Genomic DNA, 21253 nt, shown 5'->3' with positions numbered 1-21253 from the left:
GGGCGGAAGACGTCACGATGCGCGTGTCCCGCGTGCACATATGTGCACGCGGGACACGTCACGACTTCCGCAGGCGCGGTCGGGTCAGAGGTACTGACCGCAGGTCGGCCACGCACCGGCGCCCTGGCCGGCAAGGACATTCTCGGCGACGCGAATCTGCTCGGCCTTGGAAGCATTGCTGGCAACACCGGTACCGCCGTACGCCTCCCAGGTGCTCTGGCTGAACTGGAGGCCACCGTAGTAGCCGTTACCGGTGTTGATCGCCCAGTTTCCGCCGCTCTCGCACTGCGCGACGGCATCCCAGTTGCCGGATGCTGCGCTCGCGGTGCCGGAGCCCAGGGCGAAGGGAGTGACGACGAGGGCTGCCGCGGTGGCGACGGTACCCAGGGTGCGCTTGATGTTGAACTGTGCCATGTCTGGTGAATCCTCTCGGCTGCTTCTGCGGGACCCGGGACCGAATGTCGGTCGGATATCGATCGCCGGAAAGTCGGCGACTCGATTTGTCTCGCAACTGCCCCTCGGGGGTGGTTGATCGGATTGTCCGCGGGGCAGATTCAGCGGCTGCGGGTCCGGGGTAATGACCTGTTCGTTGTCGGTCGATAACAACGTTAAAGGCCAATCACGAAAAGGTCACGGACCGATTTATTGGCACATTCGTGCTGAAATAACCTTGATCAACAAGGATTTCGCCAGGTAACGAGAGGGAAATCGAACTCGGCGGCACGTGGGATCACACGCACGTAATGTGCCGAGGGTCACAGAACAAGCTGGTAGAGGGCGCGCAAATCGGACAAGAGAATTGCGTCCGAATCGCGCCGAATCCGAAGTGTGACGTTATTGGTCGTCGTCACTCGACGGTTCGAAATCGAGTCCGCTCTCCTGCTCGATGAGGTGCCGGAAAGGCTCGAGATTGCGCAACGATTCGCCGCGCGACACGCGCCACTCCCACTCACGCTTGATCGACGTGATGAATCCGATTCCGAGGATGATGTTGAAATCGTAGTCGGCGGCTTCGAGAACTTGGCCGAGCAAGACGTCGAGTTCGTCGGCGGTGACGGACTGCTCCGATATCCGGCCGACGAGATAGATGTCGCCGACCTTGTCGAGTGTGTACGCCACTCCGTACAGTCGGCGATTACGCCGCAGCAGGTACTTGTAGACGCCCTCGAAATTCTCGTCGGGCTTGCGGCACACGAACGCTTCGACGCGCAGGCCGTGCGTACCGACCGTCAGCAGTGTGGTGGTCTTCAGCTTGTTCTCGCCGGGCAGTTCGACCACGAAGTGGCCGCCCTCCTTACGTGAGAACTCCAACTCCCGATCGCGCAGTGTCGCCTCGATCAGTTCGCTCAGCCGTTCGCTCACGCCTTCACTCCACTCGTCCGACGCAGTTTCCACAGTCCGCGCTGCCTCCGCAGCGAATATTCTGTCGAACCGAACGCGCGGTTCCGGCGCATTCCCGCCCGTCGATAGCTCTCGAGCAGCCCCTCCGCGGTGTGCTCCCACGAGAAGTTCTCGGCGTGCTTCGGCGCAGCTTCCGCATACGCGGCAAGTCTTCCCGGATCCGAGACGAGCGACCCCAATGCGGCCGCCCAATCATCGATGCGGTGCCCGGAGACGAGCACTCCGGTCTCACCGCTGCGCACCGCGACGCCGAGCCCGCCGACATCGGCCGCGATGACCGGCGTCCCGCATGCCTGCGCTTCGATCGCCACGAGCCCAAAGGACTCCGAATAACTCGGCACTGCAACAAGATCCGACGCTCGGTAGACTCGGGCGAGACGGTCGGACGGCTGCGGGGGCATGAATGTCACCCGTGCTGCGATCCCGAGTTCACGGGTGAGTTCGATCAGCGAATCCGGCCGTTCGAGACCGCTCCCCGACGGACCCCCGACGACGAGCACCCGCAGCGGAACGTCGGGTGCATCGGCAATCGCCTTCGCTGCAGCGCGCAGCAGTACATCGGGTGCTTTCAACGGCTGGATCCGGCCGACGAACGTCACGATGGTCTCTCGCGGATCGAGCCCCAGCTCGGCCCGCGCAGCGTCCCGGTCGCCGGGACGGTAGCGCGACAGATCCGCCCCCGGAGCAACGACGTCGATCCGCGACGGATCGGCACCGTAGATACGTTCGAGCGCGGCAGCCTCATCGGTGGTGTTCGCGACCATCCGGTCGGCCTCCGCGACCACCTGTTGTTCGCCGATCTGCCGCGCGGCGGGTTCGGGCTTGTCGCCTGCTGCGAGCGACGCATTCTTCACTGCGGCAAGCGTGTGCGCGGTGTGGACCAGCGGCACCCCCCACCGGTCGCGCGCAAGCCACCCGACCTGGCCCGACAGCCAATAGTGCGAGTGCACGAGGTCGTAGTAGCCCTGCGGATGCCGAGCTTCCTCACGCAGCACACCCGCCGCGAAGGCGCACAGCTGCGTGGGCAGGTCGTGTTTGTCGAGCCCTTCGAACGGTCCCGCTTCGATGTTGCGTACCAGCACGCCGGGAGCGGCGTGTTGCACGGCCGGATCGGCCGACGAGGTCGCGCGCGTGAAGATCTCCACTTCCACGCCGCGACGTGCCAGTTGGATCGCGGTCTGCAGGACGTACACATTCATGCCACCGGCGTCACCCGTGCCTGGCTGCGCCAGCGGTGAGGTGTGGACCGATATCACGGCCACGCGGTGTGGGCGGCTGGGCTGGGACGTCACCCCTCCATACTGCCTTGCCCGTCGTTGTCGCGAGGACTCGACCTCCCGCCTATGTCCCCGCCGCCGGTGCGTCCACCGACTCGACGAACTCGGTCACCTCGGCCACGAACCGCGCAGGATCCTCGACGAACGGGCCGTGATCGACACCGTCCCAATAGGAAGTCGACGCGTTGGGCAGCAGCGACTCCGCGTGTCGCGCGGCGGAGATGTCGACCACCGAATCCGCGGTGCCGTGCAGGATCAGGACCGGGATTTCGAGACTGCGAAGCAGGTCGTCGTTGCCTACGGCACGGTCGAACAGGGCGCCCCGCACGTGTGGGGTGGTACTCAGGGACGCTCCGAACAGCGCCTGCGAGACCGCTCCCTTTCCTTCCGGAGGCCCGGTCAATGCGGCACCGAACGAGCTGAGCGCCGCGATCGCCTCGCGCGGCTTCTCCGACATGGCCGCGGGAATCGCGGCACGCATCGCAGCGCCGACCTTCCCGCCCTTCTCGCCTCGTCCGATGCTCGTGATGGCACCGACCAGCACGACACCGGCCACCTTCGCCGACCCGTGCACCGCGAGATAGTCGCAGATCACCAGGCCGCCGTAGGACCATCCGAGCAGCACCGCATTGTCGGCATGTTCGGCGTCCAGCACCGCGTGCACGTCGGCCGCCCAGTTCTCGGAGTTGTCGTAGCCGCCCTGCGGAGCCCCGCTGTATCCGTGTCCGCGCAAGTCCACGGCAATCACACGGAACGTGCGAGCCAGATCGCCCAGAACGTCCTCACCCCAGCACCGCGACGACTGCGCCCATCCGTGCAGGAGGACGAGCGGGCGGGCGGATTCGTGCCCGAAGGTGCGGTACACGATCGGGGTGCCGTCGCTGCTGACTACTTCACGCACTGTCATGGCGGTCACTGTAGCCGCGCACGGAGGTGGATCCCGGCCGCGCACGCCACCGCGATCACGCCGGCCGCGACACCCACTCCGTATCCCGCGCCTGCATCGACCCGGTCGATGACCTGCCCGACCAGGGCCGACCCTGCGGCCACCCCAACGCCGAGACCCGCGACGGTCCAGGTGATGGCCTCGGTGAGTTGACCGGACGGCACGATCTGCTGTGTGAGCGAGGTCGCGACGATCATCGTCGGCGAGATCGCCAGACCGGCGAGCAGATACAGCACTGCAAGCATGGGTACCGATCCGGCGAGCAGCAGCGGCCACAGCATGAGCGCGACCAGGCCAGTTGCGATCAGTAACTGTCGGGTCAACGACGACGTCGTCACCCGTGCACCGAAGACGATGCCGCTGATCGCCGAGGCGAAAGCGAACAGCGCCACCACCACCGTCGCGGCGCCGGGAACTCCGTGTTCTGCGGTGAACGCGATCCCGACGACGTCGATGACTCCGAAGATCACGCCCATCGCGAACATGACGGCGATCAGCGCAACGAGCACCGGCAAGCGCAACAGGTTGGCGTTCGGCGTCTCTGCCGTGCGGGACCGCACCGCCGGCTCCGTTCCGCGTAGCCCGGCGAGTACGAGGGTGCCCACGAGCAGCAGAATCGCGCCCAGCAAGGGTCCGGCCTCGGGGAACAGGGCGATGCTGAGTCCGACGGACAGCACCGGTCCGACGATGAAGCACATCTCGTCGATCACGGCTTCGAGTGCGAACGCGGTGCGTAATAGCGGTGTTCCGCCGTACAGCGCCGTCCAGCGCGCCCGCACCATCGCGCCGATCGTCGGCATCAGACCGGCGGGGATCGCGCACAGGAACAACAGCGGCACAGGCCATTCGAACCGTACGCCGAGGAGCATCGTGAGGGTGGCCGCTGCACTGATCGCGGCGGCCGCGGGCAATACCCGCTGCTGGCCGAGCCGGTCGACGGCCCGCGACACCAGGGGTGTCATCACTGCGTACGACAGCGCGAACACTGCGGACAGCGCACCGCCGAGCGCGTAGTCGCCCCGCAGCTGGGAGAACATCGTGACGATGCCGATCCCGATCATGGCGATCGGCAGGCGCGCGACGAACCCCGCCGCGCAGAACGCGACGGAGCCCGGCGCGGTGAACAGAGTGCGGTATGAACCGCCCGGTTGCTGGGACACCTCGGTGGGATTTCCTCTCTCGGCACCGCGCACGGCCGTACGTGTGCCAGCATGCAGCGTATGGGCGTTCTGGTCTGCTTTCACGCGCACCCCGACGACGAGGTCTTCACGACCGGCGGAGTCATGCGCCTCGCTGCCGACGCGGGGCACCGGGTGGTGCTCGTCGTCGCAACGGATGGCGCCGCCGGCGAACACCCGGCCGGGCTGCTTGCCCCAGGTGAATCGCTCGCAGATCGACGGATGCGGGAGCTCGAACGATCCGCCGAAGCGCTCGGCGTGGCGCGGCTCGTATCGCTCGGATACCCCGATTCCGGAATGGCCGGAACACCGGAGAACGACAACACCGCGGCGTTCGCGAGAGTCGACGTGGACTCTGCAGCCGCCCGGTTGGCCGCCGTCATCGAATCCGAACGCGCCGACGCGGTCACCATCTACGACGCCCACGGCGGATATGGACACCCCGATCACGTGCAGGTCCACCGTGTCGGGGTGCGCGCAACAGAATCGACCGGCCACGACGCGGTGTACGAATCGGCGATGAACCGCGATCATCTCAGGCGGCTACTCGCCGCGAACCCCGAGGTGACGAGCGATGCGCACCCACCCGACCTCGACACGTTCGGCTTACCCGAGTCCGAGCTGACCACGGCCGTCGACGTCACCGGCACCATCGCCGCGAAGGTCGCGGCCATGCGCGCACACGAATCTCAGATCGGTGACTTCGGCCCGATGCTCGGCATGACCGACGAACAGTTGCGGGCCGCATTCGGAATCGAGTGGTTCCGGCGGCGCGGCGGCGCACCGGGACTGCAGGAGACGTCGCTGCGATTGTGACCGGAAATCATCCCCGAGCTCCCTAGGAAAGGCGAGTGCCTGTGGAACAACGAATCACTGTCACGCGATCGATCGCTGCGCCACCGGGCGCGGTGTGGGCGGTCCTGACAGACCTCGACTCCGCTCCGGACACTCTCAGCGGCGTCACTGCCGTCGAACGCCTCGATGGTGGAGGCGAGTACCGGGTCGGCACCCGGTGGCGCGAGACGCGGGTGATGTTCGGCAAATCCGCGACCGAGGAGATGCAGGTGGCGGAGGCCGTGCCCGAACAGCGCACCGTCGTCACAGCCGAATCCGGCCGCGCGCGATATCGGACGGTCTTCGAGCTGACACCGACCTCGACGGGAACTGATCTGGCGATGGAGTTCTCGGGCGACTCCGGTCCGCTCGGCGCTGCCGCGCAACTGCTGATGACGCTAGCCGCTCCACTTGCGAAACGTGCGACCACCAAGGCGCTACGTCAGGATCTCGACGACATCGCCGCTACGGCCGAACGAAGGGTATGAGCGATGTCCCTGCTCACGCGGTACCGCGAAGGCGGTGCGACGCTGCCGTTCGGCGATCTGCTCAGCGCGCACGACGTCGCGATGGAAGGCTACTTCTGGCGATTCACCCAACCCGGCACCGGGCGGGTGGTCATCGCATTGTGCGGTATCAACCGGGCGGCCGACGGGAACTGGGCGACGCTCGGGCTGGCAGCGCATCCGGGTGGCTTCCTCCGCACCGAGGCCCACCCGGACGGCACCGCGCATCCGAGCAGGCTCGGTGCCCTCGCCGGGACGGCGTTCAGCGCAGGCAACGATCGTGTCCGCATGGATCTCGGGCCCGACGCACAGCTCGACGTCCGTGTCACCCCGACCCTGCCGTGGCCGCGGCGCCGCTTCGGCGGGTCGAGCGTGTTCCAGTCGGTGCCCGCGTTGAATCAGTACTGGCATCCGTGGTTACTGGGTGGACGGGCGGAAGGTCGCGCCGTACTGGGCGACGAGGTGTGGGAACTCGACGGCGCGCAGGTGTACTGCGAAAAGAATTGGGGCCGAGGCGGTTTCCCCGACTCCTGGTGGTGGGGGCAAGCACAGGGATTCCGGGATCCGTCGGCGTGCGTCGCATTCGCCGGTGGCGAGATCCACACCGGACCCCTGCGCACGACAGTGACCGCGGTCGTGGTGGCGCTGCCGGGTGGGCGCGTCATCCGACTCGGCAATCCGGTGGTGTCCCCGATCCGCGCCCACGTCACCGACGAATCGTGGTCGCTGCGCGGCGGCAACCGGCGGTGGAACGTCGAGATCGAAGGGAGCTCCCCGATCGGGCGTGCGCACGTACTGCCGGTGCCGCTTCCCGCGCAGCGCCGCAATGTAGCCGGTTCGATCGAGCACCTGGCCGGAGCGCTACGGGTGACCGTCCGGGAACGGGGCACGGTGGTGTGGGAGGACGAATCTTCGCTTGCCGCACTCGAGCACGGCGGGCTCGACCGGGCGGAGACCGAGCTCCGTCGCCGCGGGTCGGCACCGGACGCAACAGACGCATCTCCTTCTCAGCAGTAACGAATCCGTAACTGCTGCTAACGGATACACGCCCGACGACGACGATCCACGTGAGTTCACGGCGCCGTACTGCGAGGGAAGTTGAGACCATGACGAACCACCGGATCAGCGCATCGATCGCGCTCGTTGCCGCCGCAGCCCTGCTCACCGCGTGCGGTGACAGCGACACCGCGACCACTCCTACGACATCTGCCGCGCCGATCACCACCCCGGCCGGCGCCGACCAACTGCAGAAACCCGAACCCGCCGAGCGAACACCGGCCCCGGAAACATCGGCGCCGCAAGAGAGCACGGGCCCCTGCGTCGACCCGGCTTCGCCCATGGTCACGGACGCGCTTGCCTCGCTGGGCGCTACAGCGCCGGGCGGGAGCCCCTGGATCGCGGGCGCCTACTCGGACGTCACGGGTTCCTGCGGGGAGTTGCTGTGGCTGATGGCGGAAACACCGGGTGGGACGGCAAGTTCACCGTCGCACGTGCTGTTCTTCCGCGACGGCACCTACCTCGGCACCGCCACCTCGGATTCCTACTCGTACACCCACGTGGTGGGCGCCGACGGTTCGACGGTGTCGGTGCAGTACCGCTGGCTTGACCCGGAGGACGCGAACTGCTGCCCGTCGGGCGGGCCCGCCGTCATCGACTACACGTGGGACGGGTCGCAGGTGGTGATGCAGCCACCGCTGCCGCAGCAGATGCTCGATTCCTACGGTCCGCGATAGCCGACACCGCGCCGGTCCTCAGGCCGCTGCGCGTCGCATGACACCGAGCGGATCGGAATACAGCACGCTCAGCGACACCACCCCCGCAGCATGGGCCTGCACCCCGTTGCCGAACCCGGTGATGTGAACGTCCTTTCGCGGCAACGAGGATGCGCGCTCGAATGCTTTCGCCACGTACGCGATCCCTTCGGGATACTCGGTGAAGGCCTGCCCGCCGAGAATCACGCGGTCGGGATTGAACAGGTCGCGGAGGATTGCGACAGTCCGACCGAGGGCAGATGCCCGATCCACGAGAATGGTGCGTGCCGCTTCCGACCCTTCACGCGCAAGTCCGTACAGCGCGCGGATCGACCGGTCGCTGCCTGTGAGTAGTCCTTCGCTACGGGCACGTTCGAGCACGGCCTGGTCGCTGATCGTCGCTTCGAGGCATCCTGTTCCACCGCAGGCGCACCGCGCCGACGATCCGGTGGGCAGGTGGGAGATCGACCCGGGTCCGGTCGTCGGTGTATGAACCTTGCCGTCGAATGTGATGGCGATACCGACTGTTTCGCGTGCGTAGATGTAGAGACCCGCACCCGTCGTGCCGACAGAACTCTTGTTCGGGGTCAAAAGGAGTTCTGCAGCGGCCATCGCCTCGACGTGCGCGGCCACCGACACCGGCAGACGCAGACCGAGCCCCACGGCCTCGCCCACACGGGCCTGCGACCAGCCGAGCCTCGGATGGTCGACGATTCCGGTCGTGGAGTCGACACGCCCACCGATCGCGACACCCGCCCACAGCGCAGTACGGCGGTGCCACCGCGAAACGAAGGCCTTCGCGCTGGCGGTGATCGAGGCGAGTGCGCTGTCCTGGTCTCCACTGGGCGTGGGAATCTCGACCGCACCGATGATTCGGCCGCGAAGGTCTGCGGCGACGATCCCGGTGGTGACGGCGCCGATGTGGATTCCGACGGTGAGGAACTGCTCGTGGTCGACCTCCACCGGGATCCGCGGACGGCCGATGGCGCCGGATTCGGTGAGGTCGGCGCGTTCGCGCAGCAATCCTGCGGCGAGCAGTGCGGTCACCTGCCGATTCACGGTGGCGATGCTCAGGCCGGTGGCCTTGGCGATCAGGTCACGGGAAGCGGGGCCGCGATCGGCCGCGACACGGAGCACCGACCCCGCGGCGCCATCGGCGATCCGCAGGTGGGGGACGACGATCCGCACGTGCGTCTGGCTGCGGCGGGACGCCGGAGCGAGCGACGCCGGACGGGAGACATCGGTGTGGGATGTAGCAGGACGGAGCAGGGTGGGAGCTGACACGTTCGAGGTTCCTTGCGACTCGGTCCCGGGCGTCTCGACGAGAGCGCGATGCTCGAACGCGAGTGGATTGACCCGGAGTGGCACGATACGGACGTCGACGCGCCTGACCTCGACGTGCACGAGGCACGCAGATGAAGGATTCCTGAGCGGAAGCCGGGATGGTCGGCGCGGATCTACCTACCGCAGCAACGACAACAGAGTTCGCGAGCCAGGGGAAGCCGGGAGCCCAGTGCGGCGGTCACATAGGTGACGCGCGGGGCGGCGACTCGACCGGGCGACATGCCACGAAGGTTATGTCACGGTTCGGATTCTCCACAACTGGAAGGGAAATGCGCCCGTGACCGGACGGACGATCCACTCGGCGCGCGGCTCGGTCAGCGCGTGGTTCGGGCCGCCTCCGTCTCCGCGGACAACGGCGCCACCAGCGCAGCTTCCCACGCATCGACCAAGGCGGACAGCTCGGCATGCGACGGATGTCTGCCCTGGGCATCACACCGCGACAGCGCTCGAACGATGCTTTCGTACACGAGCTCGAGACGCTGATCGACCACATCGAGTGGGAGATGCGCGGCGGATTCCCGCAACGCCAGGTCGGCGACGCGGCCGTTCGACGTCGACATCGCAGCGGCAGCGTGTTCGGAGAGTCGACCGTCGTCGAGGAGCCGGTAGAGCATGGCAACGTAGTGATTGCTGCGACCGAGAGTGTTCGCGAGAGGCTCCGCGACTGCCCACAGGGCATCGCGGGTGGACAATGCATGCCCGTCCTCGAGGAACCGTCGAACGAGTGCGCCACGCTCGGCGTCGACCGCAGGGAAGCGATGATCGGCCACCGCGTCGAGTAACCCGTCCTTGGTACCGAAGTAGTAGCCGATGACCGAGGAATTGTGCTGACCGGCTGCCTTCCGGATGTCTGCGAGGGTGACACCGTCGTAACCGCGCCGCGCGAACAGTTTCTCGGCGACTTCGATCAGACGGATGCGGGTACGCTCTCCTGAGCTGTAACGCCCGCGATTCATCGTCATGAAAGTCGACGTTAGCGCCGGTGACAGCGATCTGCAGGACGAGCGCACCTCCGTGCCGGGCAACCGGAGAATCGGCCGAGCGCGTCAGCACCGTCGCCACTACGATTCGACGTATGACCATTTCTGCCGAGTCCCGCATCGCCGTCGTCACCGGAGCCTCCTCCGGCATCGGAGAGGCCGCCGCACGCACCCTCGCGGCGCAGGGTTACCACGTCGTCGTCGGTGCGCGGCGCCTCGACCGTCTGCAGACACTGGCCGACGAGATCGGCGGCTCGGCCCTCGAATTGGACGTCACCGACGAGGATTCCGTGGACGCGTTCACGACGGTCCTCCCGCGTGTGGACGTGCTGGTCAACAACGCCGGTGGCGCGAAGGGCCTCGCCACGGTGCTCGACGCCGTCGAAGACGACTGGCGCTGGATGTGGGAGACCAATGTCATCGGTACCCTGCGTGTCACCAAGGCCCTGCTGCCGAAGCTCATCGATTCGGGCGACGGACTGATCATCACGATCACCTCGGTCGCCGCGTTCGAGGCATACGACAACGGCTCCGGGTACACGACGGCCAAGCATGCGCAGGCGGTCCTGCACCGCACACTGCGCGGGGAACTGCTCGGCAAACCCGTCCGTTTGACGGAGATCGCGCCCGGCGCGGTCGAGACCGAGTTCTCGCTGGTCCGTTTCGAAGGCGATAAGGATCGCGCCGACAAGGTGTACGACGGCATCACCCCGCTCGTCGCGCAGGACATCGCGGAGATCATCGGGTTCGTCGCATCGCGTCCGTCACACGTGAACCTCGACCAGATCATCGTCAAGCCTCGCGATCAGGCAAACGCGGGACGGTTCAACCGCACCGCAGACTGACGGTCGTCTCGCGGCAGTAGTCTCGCGAGGTATGCAGCAACAACGCCTGTCGCCCGGTCCCCTGCTCGACGAGAACGGCACCCTCGCACAAGCCGGTTGGGCTGCGAGCGAGGTCCGCGCGTACGACCGGAAACGTGTCGCGGCGTCGAAGCTGCGGATCAAGGAATGGGACTACTACTGCGTCCTGGCCGATGGCGATGCCGGCCCCTACGGCATTGCGTTGACCGTCGCCGACAACGGATACATGGGTCTGCTCGGCATCAGCTGGCTCGACCTCGCGGGCCGCACGGAGGTCACCGAGAACAAGCTCGTCCCGTTCCCCCTCGGACGCATGGGTATGCCGAGCAGCGCCGACGCCGGCGATGTCGTGATCCACCGCGGCGCGATGCGGATCGAGTTCCGAAACGAGGGGCAGGCACGACGTCTGATCGTCGACCACCCCGGCTTCGACGGCGGTCGCGGACTGTCGGGCGAGTTGTTGTTGTCGCAGCCGCCGATGGACCGCGTGGCGATCGCCACGCCGTTCCCGCGCGCGCCGAAGGCGTTCTATTACAACCAGAAGATCAACTGCCTGCCTGCGTGGGGTTCGATCAGGGTCGACGGCGTCACTCGCGAGTTCGACGCGACCAGCGCATTCGGGGTCTTCGACTGGGGTCGCGGGGTGTGGACGTACGACAACACCTGGTACTGGGGTTCGGCCTCCGGACTCGTCGACGCAGTTCCGTTCGGGTTCAACCTCGGTTACGGCTTCGGCGACACCACCGCGGCGAGCGAGAACATGGTGTTCCACGACGGCGTCGCCCACAAGCTCGACCGCGTCCATTTCCATCGGCCCGCCGACACCTACGACGGCGCACCGTGGCGGTTCACGAGCAGCGACGATCGCCTCGAGATGGAGTTCGATCCCCTCCTCGACCGCGCTGCCGATGTCAACGCCCTTGCGCTCCGTTCGACGCAGCACCAGGTGTTCGGCCGCTATTCCGGGTTCGTGTTGCTCGACGACGGCACACGCATCGAGGTCGAGAACCTGCTCGGTTTCGCCGAAGAGGTCCGCAACCGCTGGTGATGCCCGCCGCCCCCTCCCCGAGCGAATGTATCCTTCGTCTTCTCAGTCCTACCGGGTGTGCCATTCGCTCAGTTGGGGGGTGGGTTCGGCGGTCAGATCACGCAGTTGACGGTCACGGGTTCGGGATGCAGTCGCACACCGAACATGTCCTCGACACCGTCGCGCACCTCGCGGGCGAGCGCGACGAGATCCGCGGTCGTCGCCGACCCCCGGTTGGTCAACGCCAAAGTGTGTTTCGTCGACAGACGTGCGGCCGCCTCGTCTCCCGGGAATCCCTTGACGAATCCTGCGCGTTCGATGAGCCATCCCGCCGACAGCTTCGTCCCGCCGACGGCGTCGTACCGGGGTATACGCACGTCCGCACCGACGCGTTCCGTGATCGCCGCGAGGACGACCGGCAACCGGTCGTCGGGCACCACGGGGTTGGTGAAGAACGAGCCGGCGCTCCACGTGTCGTGATCGACGGGGTCGAGCACCATGCCCTTGCTCCGCCGCAGCGCGAGCACCTTGTCACGCACGCGCGCAGTGGGGAGTCGCTCTCCTTCTTCCGCACCGAGCGAGGTCGCGAGTTCGCGATAGCCGAGAGCTGCGCTGGCCCCGTCGGCACGCACATCGAGTTCGATCTCGAGGACGAGCGCGTCGTCGGAATGTTTGAGGACACTCGTGCGGTATCCGAGCCCGAGCGCCTCCGGGCCGACCCACTCGTCGACGCCGCTGCCACGGTCGAGGAGCCTCACTCGCCGCAACACCGACCCGACCTCCACCCCGTACGCTCCGACGTTCTGCACGGGAGTCGCACCGGCAGAGCCGGGGATGCCGGACATGCATTCGAGACCGCCGAGTCCGGCCGCAACGGTGCGCGCCACGACGTCGTCCCACTCCGCACCCGCCTCGGCGCGGACGGCTTCGCTGCCGACGTCGACCCGTGTGTTCGAGACCTTGACGACGACCCCGTCGAATCCATCGTCGCCGATCACCAGATTCGAGCCGCCCGCGAGCACGAGAACGGGGACGTTCTCGGCGTCAAGACACCGCATGACCTCGATCAACGTCTCGGTTGAGGCGCAGTCGGCGAGGTAGTGGGCGGGGCCGCCGAGCCGCAATGTCGTCAGCGTCGACAGCGGCACGGATTCGGTGACTGCGGCTCCCGCGTCGACGAGCCGGGCCCTGATACGTGGATCAAGCACCTGCAAACGGTAGCGTGCCGGATATGGGCAGCCCTATCGACCACTCGACGCACTACTCGTTTCCGCCTGCGGCAGTGCACGCGGCATTCGTCGACCCGCAGTATTGGAACAGCCGCCTCGCGGAGGTCGGTGGTCCGGGCGCTGCGGTCGAGAACATCCAGACCGGTGACAACACGATCGAGCTCGACCTCCGTCAATCGATTCCCGCCGAGCATCTCCCCGTCATGGTGACGAACATCCGTCCGGGCGATCTCGTCATCCGACGCCATGAAGCGTGGGAGCGCCTGGACGGTGACCGGGCTCAGGGCCGGTTCTCTGCCGGTGTCGAAGGGATGCCCGGCGCCGTCGAAGGAACCCTCGCGCTCATACCGGACGATGCGGGATCGCTGGTACTCATCGAGGGCACGGTCGAGGTGAAGATCCCGTTTCTCGGCGCGAAGATCGAGGGCATGATCGTCAACGAGCTCGTGGGGCTGTTCGACTCGGAGAAGACCTTCACCGCCGACTGGCTGGCCGCCGCAAACCCCTCCTGAGGTAGCGGACGATTTTTCCGGACCGCATGCGGGCCGGTACGCTGGCCCGCCGTGGCACGGCGTAGCAACTTCTCCGCCCGCTTTCCGTATTCAACGGAGCGGGTGTATTCGGCGCTGTCCGACCCCGATCATTGGGAAGCCCGCATGTCGGAGATGCGCAAGTACTCGGAGAACCACGTCGAGGAATTCACCGTCACCGACAGCGGTATCGACCTCGTCCTCCACCATGTGATTCCTCGCTCGGAATTGCCGGAGATCGCCCAGACCGTGATCAAGAAAGACATGATCATCACCCGCACGGAGTCGTACGGCCCGTTCGGCTGCACGACGACGGGCCGCTTCAACGCATCGATACCCGCTGGTCCGGGAGGTCTCTCCGGCACCATGGAGTTGTTCGCGAGCGCCCCCGGATGTACGTTGCGGACCTCGTCGGAGGCGAAGGTCAATCTGCCGTTCATCGGCGGAAAGCTCGAAGAGCTGATCCTCAGCAACCTCGTCGAAGTGTTCCGCACCGAGGCTGCGATCACCGCCGACTGGCTCGCACGGCAGTAGGGCGGTGCGTGGACAGCACCCGGAAGGCGTCGCCACCCGCGGCACCACCGGAATCAACCGATTGCGCCGCAGTGACCGCTGGACGGTCCACGAGCCCGTCGCGACACGTGTACTGACGCAGACCTCGAGCCCGCTGGCCGTCGACCTCGGCTACGGCGCGATGCCCGTCACCACTCTCGAATGGGCTGCACGTCTGCGCACGGTACGGCCGGATCTTCGGGTGGTCGGCCTCGAGATCGACCCCGATCGTGTCGTTCCGGGGCGCGACCGGGTGGAGTTCGCCCGCGGCGGCTTCGAACTGGCAGGCCTGCGGCCGACGCTGATCCGTGCGTTCAACGTTCTGCGCCAGTATCCGGAAGAAGCGGTCGCACCGGCGTGGGAGCGTCTACGTTCGGGGTTGGCTCCGGGCGGGTTGATCATCGACGGCACGTGTGACGAACTGGGTCGCCGCTGCGCGTGGGTACTGCTCGACGAGCACGGTCCGCGCACCCTGACTCTGGCATGGAGCCCCTTCCACGCCGACCGGCCGTCGGATCTCGCGGAGCGGCTCCCCAAAGCGCTGATCCACCACAATGTTCCTGGTGAGCCGATCCACGAATTGCTGACGGCTGCAGATCGCGCCTGGGCGGCCTCGGCACCGCACTCGGCGTTCGGTCCCAGGCTCCGATGGCGCGCGACCCTGGATCTACTCCGGGGTCAGGGGTTCGAGGTGCAGGGCCAGCGACGACGTATGCGCGACTGCGTTCTCACCGTTCCGTGGAGCACTGTCGCACCGCGACGAGGGAGCACTGTCGCACCGCGGTGAGCGGAGTTGCTGAGCGGGGTTTCCGTCAACCTGCCGAGAGCAACGCCAGTTCGATACGATCGGCGACGGCAGTGGGCTGCCCCGCGACCGCGGCGTGCAGCCCATCGGCGTCTGCCCGGCCGAGTGCGATCGCATCCCCGACGAGTTCGTCGAGGACTTCCTGCGATACTCCGCCCGCGGCGAGATCGACTGCGGTGCGGGCGGGCGTGGTGACCCGGAAACACCCGACCAACTCGCAGTCGACGGCGGCGAGTTCGCGGTGATGCAAGGCCAGCCGATTGCTCGGAACCGTCCGCTGATCGATCGTCGACAAGTGCAGGAATCGGGGCTGTAGGTGTCCCATTCCGTGGAGGTCGGCGGCACTCTGGTGCGAGACCACCGCGGTCCCCTCGTACCAGGCGCACCATTGCGCGAACTCGTCGAACTTGGTCGGAGGGCTGTCGCAGAGCCGGAACAGTTCGTTCTCCACCCGCAGCCACTGTCCTGACTCGATCCGTGTGGCGAACTGCTCGCTCGTGATGCCGTGTCCCAGGGCTTGGCGGGCGGTGAAGAAGCCGGCCTGCGTCACCGCCAGGCGCCGAAGCAGCTCGTCTGCATCCGCCCGCCCGGATGCTCCGTACTCTGAATCCGTCCACCCAGTCATGGCGCCCACAGTACCCAAAGAATGTGTCAAAGCTCACATAATTCATCCAGTTGGTACGTGTCTGCTCATGTGATTTTCAGACTCGTCCGGAACAATCGGCCACATGACGCAACCGAAGCGCAGTCGCCTCACCACAATCGCCGTCATCGTCATCGCGGCGCTTGTCGCGGTCCTCGTGGGCGCCGAGGTCTACGTTCGCAATCGCGCAACGACATGCCTCGCCCAGTCCTTCGAAAGCGAACTCGGTACCGGGGTCGACGTCGACCTGAGCTGGAAGCCGGTGCTGCTGCAACTTCTCGATCGCCAGGTACCGTCGGTGACCTTCGAGAGCGACGACACCGCATTCGGTCCCGCGCAGCAGATGCAGGTGCACGCAGAGGTCCAGGACGTCGATCTGCGCGACTCCGCCGAGGGCTCCGGGACGATCGGCAGCTCGCGCGCCGAGATCGATTGGCCCACGAGCGGGATCCTCGCGACGGTTCAGAGCCAGTCGGTGGGCGCGCTCGTCACCGATGTCACCACCGACGCGTCTACAGGAACGTTGACCTTCACGGTCGGGGGGCAGGGACTTGCCGAGTTCACCGCGCGACCGGTGGTGAACAACGGCACGGTGACGGTGGAGACCACCAACGCCTCGCTCTTCGGGATCGGGCTGCCGACCGCACTCGTCGACGGTGTCGTCGAGATACTCACGTCCGGTCTGCAGCAGTACCCGCTGGGCATGCAGGCCACCGACGTGGGCGTGTCCGAGTCCGGCGTGCAGTTGGCGCTCGAGGGCGGGCATTTCGTGATGCCGGAGGCGCCGGAAGGTCAGCAACAGCAGCAGCAGGGAAGCTGCGGCCTGCTCGCCTAGCCCCGAGAGCTGGGATTTCAAAAAAGAGTGTGACTCTCACCATAAGAAGTACTACATTCTTGCCATGGTGAAATCACATTCTACCTTTTGCAGGGACTATGGCCCGAGGTTCGCTTCATGACCGCGGCCGTCCCGGACACCCTGGATGAAGCCCTGTCGCCCGGATGGCTCACGTCTGCTCTGCAACCCCGGTTCCCCGGAATCGACGTGACGGCAGCGACGCTCGGACCGGTCGTGGACCGCGTGTCCACCAATGCACGCTTCACGATCGAGTGCGCAGGCGACATTCCCGAGGGCCTGTCCCCCGAACTCTGCATCAAGGGCTACTTCAACGAAGAAGGCCGGACGACCCGCGCCGCCGGTGAGCCCGAAGCGCTGTTCTACCGCGACCTCCGCGACCACATCGGAGCGCGGACCCTCCGGAGCATGTACGCCGATTTCGACCCGGACACTCACCACGGTGTCGTGATCACCGAGGACGTCGTCCCCCAGAACTGCACTTTCCTGGACGCCGGCAGCGACTACACCCCCGACCAGGTGGCGGTGAGCCTCGCCGAGTACGCGAAACTGCACGCCGCCACGTGGGGTAATTCCCGGTGGGATCACCAGCGGTGGCTGGCACCGCGGCTCACCGGCGCCATACGCGCGATGGGCATCGAGGAGATCACCGCACGTATCGACCGTAACTTCCACGGACCGAACGGCATACGGGTACCCGACGAACTGAAGGACGCACCCCGACTGGTCTCCGCCTATCTGGGCCTGGTCGAGGCCCTCGCGTCCGAGTACGAGACGTCCGACTGGTGCGTGATCCACGGAGACGCGCACGTCGGCAACATCTACCTCGACGGCCACGGCCGCCCGAGCCTCGTCGATTGGCAACTCGTCCAACGCGGCATGTGGTACATGGACGTGGGTACCCACATCGCAACCGCATTGCCGCCCGACGAACGACGTCGCACCGAGGACGACCTGCTCGCGCACTACCTCGATTGCCTTGCCTCACACGGCATCGAGCCACCGCAGATCGACCCGGCACGGCGCGCACTTCGACGCGGCATGGTGCGCGGCCTCTACCTCTGGGGCATCACCGTCAAAGTGGAGCCGCGCCTGATCGAGATCCTGCTGCACCGGCTCAGCACCGCGGTCGCCGATCACGATGCCCTCTCCGCCGAGTTGTTCTCGGCCCCCTGCTGACCCACCGATCCGGGTATTGAATCCGTACGGGAATCATGGCAGGGTGGGCAAGAATCACGTTCTACCTCGACATGCAGTTACTGCGCGCCCTCGGCAACAGCCCTTCCCTACGCCGCGCGCTGATCTCGACTTGCATCTGCGAAAGGTGTTGTGAAACCGTTGGTTACGAATCGACTGAGCTCGATTGTCCGCGAAGTCCCCCCATCCCTGCGCAGTCACTACGAAGAACAGGGGTGGTGGACCCGCGAAACACTCGGGGAAATCCTCGCAGACGGACTGAAGAAGCACCCCGGCATGGGATTTCACGTGCATTTCGCAGTTCGCCCGTACAGGGGGACCTTCGCCGAGGTCGAACTCGTCGCACGCAGACTCGCCGCAGGCCTGAAAGCCCGGGGAGTCGGCCCCGGCGATGTCATCGCAATGCAATTGCCGAACTGGATGGAAGCCGCCGCGACCTTCTGGGCATCCGCCCTTCTCGGCGCAGTGACGGTTCCGATCGTCCATTTCTACGGTCCGAAGGAACTCGGCTTCATACTCGAGGATTCCGAGCCTCACGTGTTCATCACGGCCGCACAGTTCGGCCGCATGACGTACACGCCGGAGGTGAGTGCACATGTGCCGATCGTCGGCGTGGTCGGACAAGATTTCGACGATCTACTCGCCGACGAGCCGTTGCACAGCCTCGTCGAGGTGGACGCTGCCGCTCCCGCGATCGTCGCATACACCTCGGGAACTACCCGAAACCCGAAGGGCGTCATCCACACCCACCAAACGCTCATCTGCGAGACGCGGCAATTGATGTCGAACTACGAACCCGGTCGAGGGCGCCAGCTCACCGCTCTGCCGGTAGGTCACTTCATCGGGATGCTGGGCGCCGTCCTGTTCCCCGTCCTCGACGCGATCCCCGCCGACATGTGCGACGAGTGGAATCCCACCCGCGTCATCGCGCTCATGGGTTCCGACGGCGTCGCGATCGGCGGTGGCCCACCGTATTTCGTCACCAGTCTGCTCGACCATCCGGACTTCACGCCCGACCACCTCCGATTCTTCGGCCCGATCGGCCTCGGCGGATCCACGGTACCGGCGTCGGTCCCACGACGGCTGACCGATCTCGGTCTCGTCGTCACCCGCTCGTACGGGAGCACCGAACATCCGTCCATCACCGGATCCGCCACCACCGCCCCCGAAGACAAGCGGCTGCTCACCGACGGCTGCCCACGGCCGGGTGTCGAGATCCGCCTGACCGAGGACGGGGAGATCGTCAGCCGCGGCCCCGACCTGTGTCTCGGCTACACCGACGAAGCCCTGACCGCACGCGCATTCGACGACGCCGGCTGGTATCACACCGGCGACGTCGGGACCATCGACGACGACGGGTATCTCACCATCACCGATCGAATGTCCGACCTCATCATCCGCGGCGGCGAGAACATCGGCGCCGCAGCCGTCGAAGACACGCTGCTCACCATGGAACCGGTCGCGGAAGCCATCGTCGTCGCAGCGCCCGACTCGCGACTGGGCGAACGCGTGGCTGCGGTACTGCGACTCGTGGAAGGGCACTCCATGCCCACGCTGGCCGAAGTCAGGGACCACTTCGCAGCGGCCGGAGTGGCCAGGCAGAAGTGGCCGGAGGAAGTGCACGAGGTCGACGACTTCCCGCGCACCGCATCGGGAAAGGTGCAGAAGAATCGGATCCGGAAGTTCGTCGCCGACGCAGCGCAACAACGCACACCGGAGGCATCGCATGTCTGACGAACAGTACCTGGTCGAACTCGATCGTGAGATCTGCATGGGCGCAGGCGTCTGCGTTTCGTACGCCGCCGGCACCTTCGCGATGGGAAGCGACGCCACAGCCGAGGTGAGAACGCCGATCGTCACGGAGGTGTCGGACGTCGAAGTCGCAGCATCCGGATGCCCCACGGGCGCCATCACTCTGATGCGGAGCGTCGAAGGAGCCGACCGAGATGAGCGGTGAACCGCCGACGAAGCCGCAGGCGTTCGACGGGGTACGCGTCGTCGAACTCGCGCAATGGGTGTTCGTTCCCGTCGCCGCGGCCCTCCTTGCCGACTGGGGCGCAGACGTAGTCCGCATCGAACCGCCCGAGGGTGATCCATATCGCGGCCTCGCGACGCAGGGCATCGGCGCCGATCGTGGTGGCCCCAACCTCTCGATGGCCCTGGCCAACCGCGGTAAACGGTCGATCGCGCTCGATGTCCGGAGCGACGAGGGTCTCGCTGTGCTGCACGAACTCCTCGCTTCTGCGGACGTGTTCATCACCAGCCTCCGTCCGGGTGCCCTCGAGAGACTCGGTCTGGACGCCGAGACGCTGCGCCTGCGCTATCCGCGCATGATCTACGCGCGCGGACACGGGTTCGGTGTCCGCGGACCCGACTCCGACAAGCCCGGATACGACAGCTCAGCGTTCTGGGCACGCGGCGGCGTCGGTCACACACTCACCCCCACCGAACGCGACTACCCCATCAGTCAGCGCGGCGCGATGGGCGACCGCAACGGCGCGATGGCCCTGGCATTCGGAATCTCGACCGCGCTCCTCGAACGAGAGAAGACCGGGTCGGGAACCGTCGTCGACGTGTCGCTGCTCGCCACCGCGATGTGGATGCTGTCGTCCGACCTACTCGTCGCACTCAACGGAGGCGACGTGGCCTCGGTGACGGGCCGTGGGCCACAGGTCAATCCGCTCACCGGCACATACCGGACCCGCGATCTTCGGCACATCCAGCTGATGTTCCTGCAGGGGGATCGCTACTGGCCCGCCTTCGCTCGCCTCATCGGGCGCGACGACCTCGTCGACGACCCCCTGTTCGTGGATATGGCCGCTCGTCGGGAGAACAGTGTGGCGTGCGTCGAGGAACTCGACGGAATCTTCGCGAAGCACACGTTGGACGAGTGGAAGCAGATCCTCGCGGAGCTCGACGCGCCCTGGGCCCCGGTGCAGTCTGTGCACGATGTGATCGACGACCCGCAGGTCGCAGCCAACGGGTACGTCGGCGAGGTCCGGCTCGACGACGGGCACACCTACCGGCTGCCCGCCGTACCGGTCCAATTGGATCAGGAACCTCCCGTCCTGCGACGCGCCCCCGAGCACGGTGAGCACACCGAAGCCGTGCTGCTCGAACTCGGCTACGACTGGGAACGGATCGGATCGCTCGCCGACAAGGGCGTCATCCCGTGATGGCACACGAAACGACGACACACCGACCCCTGCCGGTGCCCGACACGACGTCGGCACCGTACTGGGCTGCGGCAGCCGCACATCGACTCGAATTGGCGCGCTGCCGGGAGTGCAGCGCTTTCGCGCACCCACCCGACAGCGTGTGCCCGAACTGTGGATCC

General features: G+C 66.4%; 22 protein-coding genes and 2 pseudogenes. 15 read left to right on the top strand and 9 right to left on the bottom strand.

Translation table 11 applies throughout. The features are described from left to right. Positions 1 to 87: 87 nt before the first annotated feature. The 5 genes and pseudogenes from ACFWB0_RS22075 to ACFWB0_RS22055 all read right to left on the bottom strand — a co-directional run. Positions 88 to 414, bottom strand: a pseudogene (locus tag ACFWB0_RS22075) (transglycosylase family protein); the annotation flags it as partial. 420 nt (positions 415 to 834) lie between these two features. Beyond that, on the bottom strand, positions 835 to 1362 hold the full coding sequence (locus tag ACFWB0_RS22070) for a YbjN domain-containing protein (RefSeq protein WP_378492534.1): 528 nt from the start codon (positions 1360 to 1362) through the stop codon (positions 835 to 837). Then, complete coding sequence (mshA, locus tag ACFWB0_RS22065; protein ID WP_378492533.1) at positions 1359 to 2693, bottom strand: D-inositol-3-phosphate glycosyltransferase; 1335 nt, start codon at positions 2691 to 2693, stop codon at positions 1359 to 1361. The genes ACFWB0_RS22070 and mshA overlap by 4 nt, the downstream gene beginning before the upstream one ends. 49 nt (positions 2694 to 2742) lie before the next feature. Next, positions 2743 to 3585, bottom strand: a complete 843-nt coding sequence (locus ACFWB0_RS22060; protein ID WP_378492532.1) for an alpha/beta fold hydrolase — start codon at positions 3583 to 3585, stop codon at positions 2743 to 2745. Positions 3586 to 3590: 5 nt separating this feature from the next. Further along, entirely contained in the window at positions 3591 to 4784 is a 1194-nt protein-coding gene (locus tag ACFWB0_RS22055) for an MFS transporter (RefSeq protein ID WP_378492531.1), read from the bottom strand. Positions 4785 to 4844: 60 nt separating this feature from the next. Here ACFWB0_RS22055 and ACFWB0_RS22050 point away from each other — a divergent pair, with 60 nt between their 5' ends. The 4 genes from ACFWB0_RS22050 to ACFWB0_RS22035 all read left to right on the top strand — a co-directional run bounded on the left by ACFWB0_RS22050 (position 4845) and on the right by ACFWB0_RS22035 (position 7875). Beyond that, positions 4845 to 5618: a PIG-L deacetylase family protein gene (locus tag ACFWB0_RS22050; protein ID WP_378492530.1), complete on the top strand. Its 774-nt coding sequence runs from the start codon at positions 4845 to 4847 to the stop codon at positions 5616 to 5618. Between the two features lie 41 nt (positions 5619 to 5659). Continuing rightward, the gene (locus ACFWB0_RS22045; protein ID WP_378492529.1) at positions 5660 to 6124 is read left to right on the top strand and encodes an SRPBCC family protein; all 465 of its coding nucleotides are present in this window, start codon (positions 5660 to 5662) and stop codon (positions 6122 to 6124) included. 3 nt (positions 6125 to 6127) lie between these two features. After that, the gene (locus ACFWB0_RS22040; protein WP_378492528.1) at positions 6128 to 7159 is read left to right on the top strand and encodes a tocopherol cyclase family protein; all 1032 of its coding nucleotides are present in this window, start codon (positions 6128 to 6130) and stop codon (positions 7157 to 7159) included. 89 nt (positions 7160 to 7248) lie between these two features. Beyond that, positions 7249 to 7875 carry an LppP/LprE family lipoprotein gene (locus ACFWB0_RS22035; protein ID WP_378492527.1) on the top strand — a complete coding sequence of 209 codons (627 nt, stop codon included), beginning with the start codon at positions 7249 to 7251 and terminating at the stop codon, positions 7873 to 7875. Between the two features lie 18 nt (positions 7876 to 7893). Here ACFWB0_RS22035 and ACFWB0_RS22030 read toward each other — a convergent pair whose 3' ends face one another. After that, complete coding sequence (locus ACFWB0_RS22030) at positions 7894 to 9177, bottom strand: ROK family protein (protein ID WP_378492526.1); 1284 nt, start codon at positions 9175 to 9177, stop codon at positions 7894 to 7896. A gap of 374 nt (positions 9178 to 9551) precedes the next feature. Next, positions 9552 to 10199, bottom strand: a complete 648-nt coding sequence (locus tag ACFWB0_RS22025) for a TetR family transcriptional regulator (protein ID WP_378492525.1) — start codon at positions 10197 to 10199, stop codon at positions 9552 to 9554. Between the two features lie 113 nt (positions 10200 to 10312). On the opposite strand from ACFWB0_RS22025, the gene ACFWB0_RS22020 reads away from it, so the two are divergent. Together ACFWB0_RS22020 and ACFWB0_RS22015 are read left to right on the top strand one after the other, a co-directional pair. Further along, a complete protein-coding gene (locus ACFWB0_RS22020) occupies positions 10313 to 11062 on the top strand; it encodes an SDR family NAD(P)-dependent oxidoreductase (protein ID WP_378492524.1) in 750 nt (249 codons plus the stop codon). A gap of 31 nt (positions 11063 to 11093) precedes the next feature. Continuing rightward, positions 11094 to 12128, top strand: coding sequence for a DUF2804 domain-containing protein (locus ACFWB0_RS22015; RefSeq protein WP_378492523.1), 1035 nt, complete (start codon positions 11094 to 11096; stop codon positions 12126 to 12128). A gap of 92 nt (positions 12129 to 12220) precedes the next feature. Here ACFWB0_RS22015 and ACFWB0_RS22010 read toward each other — a convergent pair whose 3' ends face one another. Then, a complete protein-coding gene (locus tag ACFWB0_RS22010) occupies positions 12221 to 13315 on the bottom strand; it encodes a UDP-N-acetylmuramate dehydrogenase (RefSeq protein ID WP_378492522.1) in 1095 nt (364 codons plus the stop codon). 23 nt (positions 13316 to 13338) lie between these two features. Between ACFWB0_RS22010 and ACFWB0_RS22005 the strand changes: the two genes are divergently transcribed. Genes ACFWB0_RS22005 through ACFWB0_RS21995 form a run of 3 tightly spaced genes read left to right on the top strand, consistent with a single transcriptional unit; the run spans position 13339 to position 15205 of the window. After that, positions 13339 to 13848: a DUF2505 domain-containing protein gene (locus ACFWB0_RS22005; RefSeq protein ID WP_378492521.1), complete on the top strand. Its 510-nt coding sequence runs from the start codon at positions 13339 to 13341 to the stop codon at positions 13846 to 13848. 51 nt (positions 13849 to 13899) lie between these two features. Beyond that, positions 13900 to 14400 (top strand): DUF2505 domain-containing protein, encoded by a 501-nt coding sequence (locus ACFWB0_RS22000; protein ID WP_378492520.1) that lies wholly within the window; start codon positions 13900 to 13902, stop codon positions 14398 to 14400. A gap of 4 nt (positions 14401 to 14404) precedes the next feature. Further along, positions 14405 to 15205, top strand: a complete 801-nt coding sequence (locus ACFWB0_RS21995) for a class I SAM-dependent methyltransferase (protein ID WP_378492519.1) — start codon at positions 14405 to 14407, stop codon at positions 15203 to 15205. Positions 15206 to 15230: 25 nt separating this feature from the next. On the opposite strand, the gene ACFWB0_RS21990 is transcribed toward ACFWB0_RS21995, so the two are convergent. Continuing rightward, entirely contained in the window at positions 15231 to 15848 is a 618-nt protein-coding gene (locus ACFWB0_RS21990; RefSeq protein WP_378492518.1) for a hypothetical protein, read from the bottom strand. 103 nt (positions 15849 to 15951) lie between these two features. Between ACFWB0_RS21990 and ACFWB0_RS21985 the strand changes: the two genes are divergently transcribed. From ACFWB0_RS21985 to ACFWB0_RS21960, 6 genes and pseudogenes are all read left to right on the top strand, one after another. Continuing rightward, positions 15952 to 16701 (top strand): DUF2993 domain-containing protein, encoded by a 750-nt coding sequence (locus ACFWB0_RS21985; RefSeq protein WP_378492517.1) that lies wholly within the window; start codon positions 15952 to 15954, stop codon positions 16699 to 16701. Between the two features lie 117 nt (positions 16702 to 16818). Continuing rightward, complete coding sequence (locus ACFWB0_RS21980) at positions 16819 to 17898, top strand: phosphotransferase (protein WP_378492516.1); 1080 nt, start codon at positions 16819 to 16821, stop codon at positions 17896 to 17898. A 150-nt stretch (positions 17899 to 18048) separates the two neighbouring features. Continuing rightward, complete coding sequence (locus ACFWB0_RS21975) at positions 18049 to 19650, top strand: AMP-binding protein (protein ID WP_378492515.1); 1602 nt, start codon at positions 18049 to 18051, stop codon at positions 19648 to 19650. After that, a complete protein-coding gene (locus tag ACFWB0_RS21970; protein ID WP_378492514.1) occupies positions 19643 to 19873 on the top strand; it encodes a ferredoxin in 231 nt (76 codons plus the stop codon). The genes ACFWB0_RS21975 and ACFWB0_RS21970 overlap by 8 nt, the downstream gene beginning before the upstream one ends. Beyond that, complete coding sequence (locus ACFWB0_RS21965; RefSeq protein ID WP_378492513.1) at positions 19863 to 21092, top strand: CaiB/BaiF CoA transferase family protein; 1230 nt, start codon at positions 19863 to 19865, stop codon at positions 21090 to 21092. The genes ACFWB0_RS21970 and ACFWB0_RS21965 overlap by 11 nt, the downstream gene beginning before the upstream one ends. After that, positions 21092 to 21247, top strand: a pseudogene (locus ACFWB0_RS21960) (zinc ribbon domain-containing protein); the annotation flags it as partial. The gene ACFWB0_RS21965 and the pseudogene ACFWB0_RS21960, both read left to right, overlap by 1 nt. Between the last annotated feature and the right edge of the window lie 6 nt (positions 21248 to 21253).

Source organism: Rhodococcus sp. NPDC060086 (assembly GCF_042730275.1).
Classification (GTDB): domain Bacteria; phylum Actinomycetota; class Actinomycetes; order Mycobacteriales; family Mycobacteriaceae; genus Rhodococcus.
This window is presented reverse-complemented; position numbering and strand designations above follow the sequence as displayed.

What these genes read in the sequence shown, in the direction of transcription:
- ACFWB0_RS22060 (WP_378492532.1), bottom strand. Translation starts at nt 3,585, where the DNA reads ATGACAGTGCGTGAAGTAGTCAGCAGCGACGGCACCCCGATCGTGTAC.
- ACFWB0_RS22050 (WP_378492530.1), top strand. Translation starts at nt 4,845, where the DNA reads ATGGGCGTTCTGGTCTGCTTTCACGCGCACCCCGACGACGAGGTCTTC.
- ACFWB0_RS22040 (WP_378492528.1), top strand. Translation starts at nt 6,128, where the DNA reads ATGTCCCTGCTCACGCGGTACCGCGAAGGCGGTGCGACGCTGCCGTTC.
- ACFWB0_RS22035 (WP_378492527.1), top strand. Translation starts at nt 7,249, where the DNA reads ATGACGAACCACCGGATCAGCGCATCGATCGCGCTCGTTGCCGCCGCA.
- ACFWB0_RS22025 (WP_378492525.1), bottom strand. Translation starts at nt 10,199, where the DNA reads ATGACGATGAATCGCGGGCGTTACAGCTCAGGAGAGCGTACCCGCATC.
- ACFWB0_RS22020 (WP_378492524.1), top strand. Translation starts at nt 10,313, where the DNA reads ATGACCATTTCTGCCGAGTCCCGCATCGCCGTCGTCACCGGAGCCTCC.
- ACFWB0_RS22015 (WP_378492523.1), top strand. Translation starts at nt 11,094, where the DNA reads ATGCAGCAACAACGCCTGTCGCCCGGTCCCCTGCTCGACGAGAACGGC.
- ACFWB0_RS22005 (WP_378492521.1), top strand. Translation starts at nt 13,339, where the DNA reads ATGGGCAGCCCTATCGACCACTCGACGCACTACTCGTTTCCGCCTGCG.
- ACFWB0_RS21990 (WP_378492518.1), bottom strand. Translation starts at nt 15,848, where the DNA reads ATGACTGGGTGGACGGATTCAGAGTACGGAGCATCCGGGCGGGCGGAT.
- ACFWB0_RS21985 (WP_378492517.1), top strand. Translation starts at nt 15,952, where the DNA reads ATGACGCAACCGAAGCGCAGTCGCCTCACCACAATCGCCGTCATCGTC.
- ACFWB0_RS21980 (WP_378492516.1), top strand. Translation starts at nt 16,819, where the DNA reads ATGACCGCGGCCGTCCCGGACACCCTGGATGAAGCCCTGTCGCCCGGA.
- ACFWB0_RS21970 (WP_378492514.1), top strand. Translation starts at nt 19,643, where the DNA reads ATGTCTGACGAACAGTACCTGGTCGAACTCGATCGTGAGATCTGCATG.
- ACFWB0_RS21965 (WP_378492513.1), top strand. Translation starts at nt 19,863, where the DNA reads ATGAGCGGTGAACCGCCGACGAAGCCGCAGGCGTTCGACGGGGTACGC.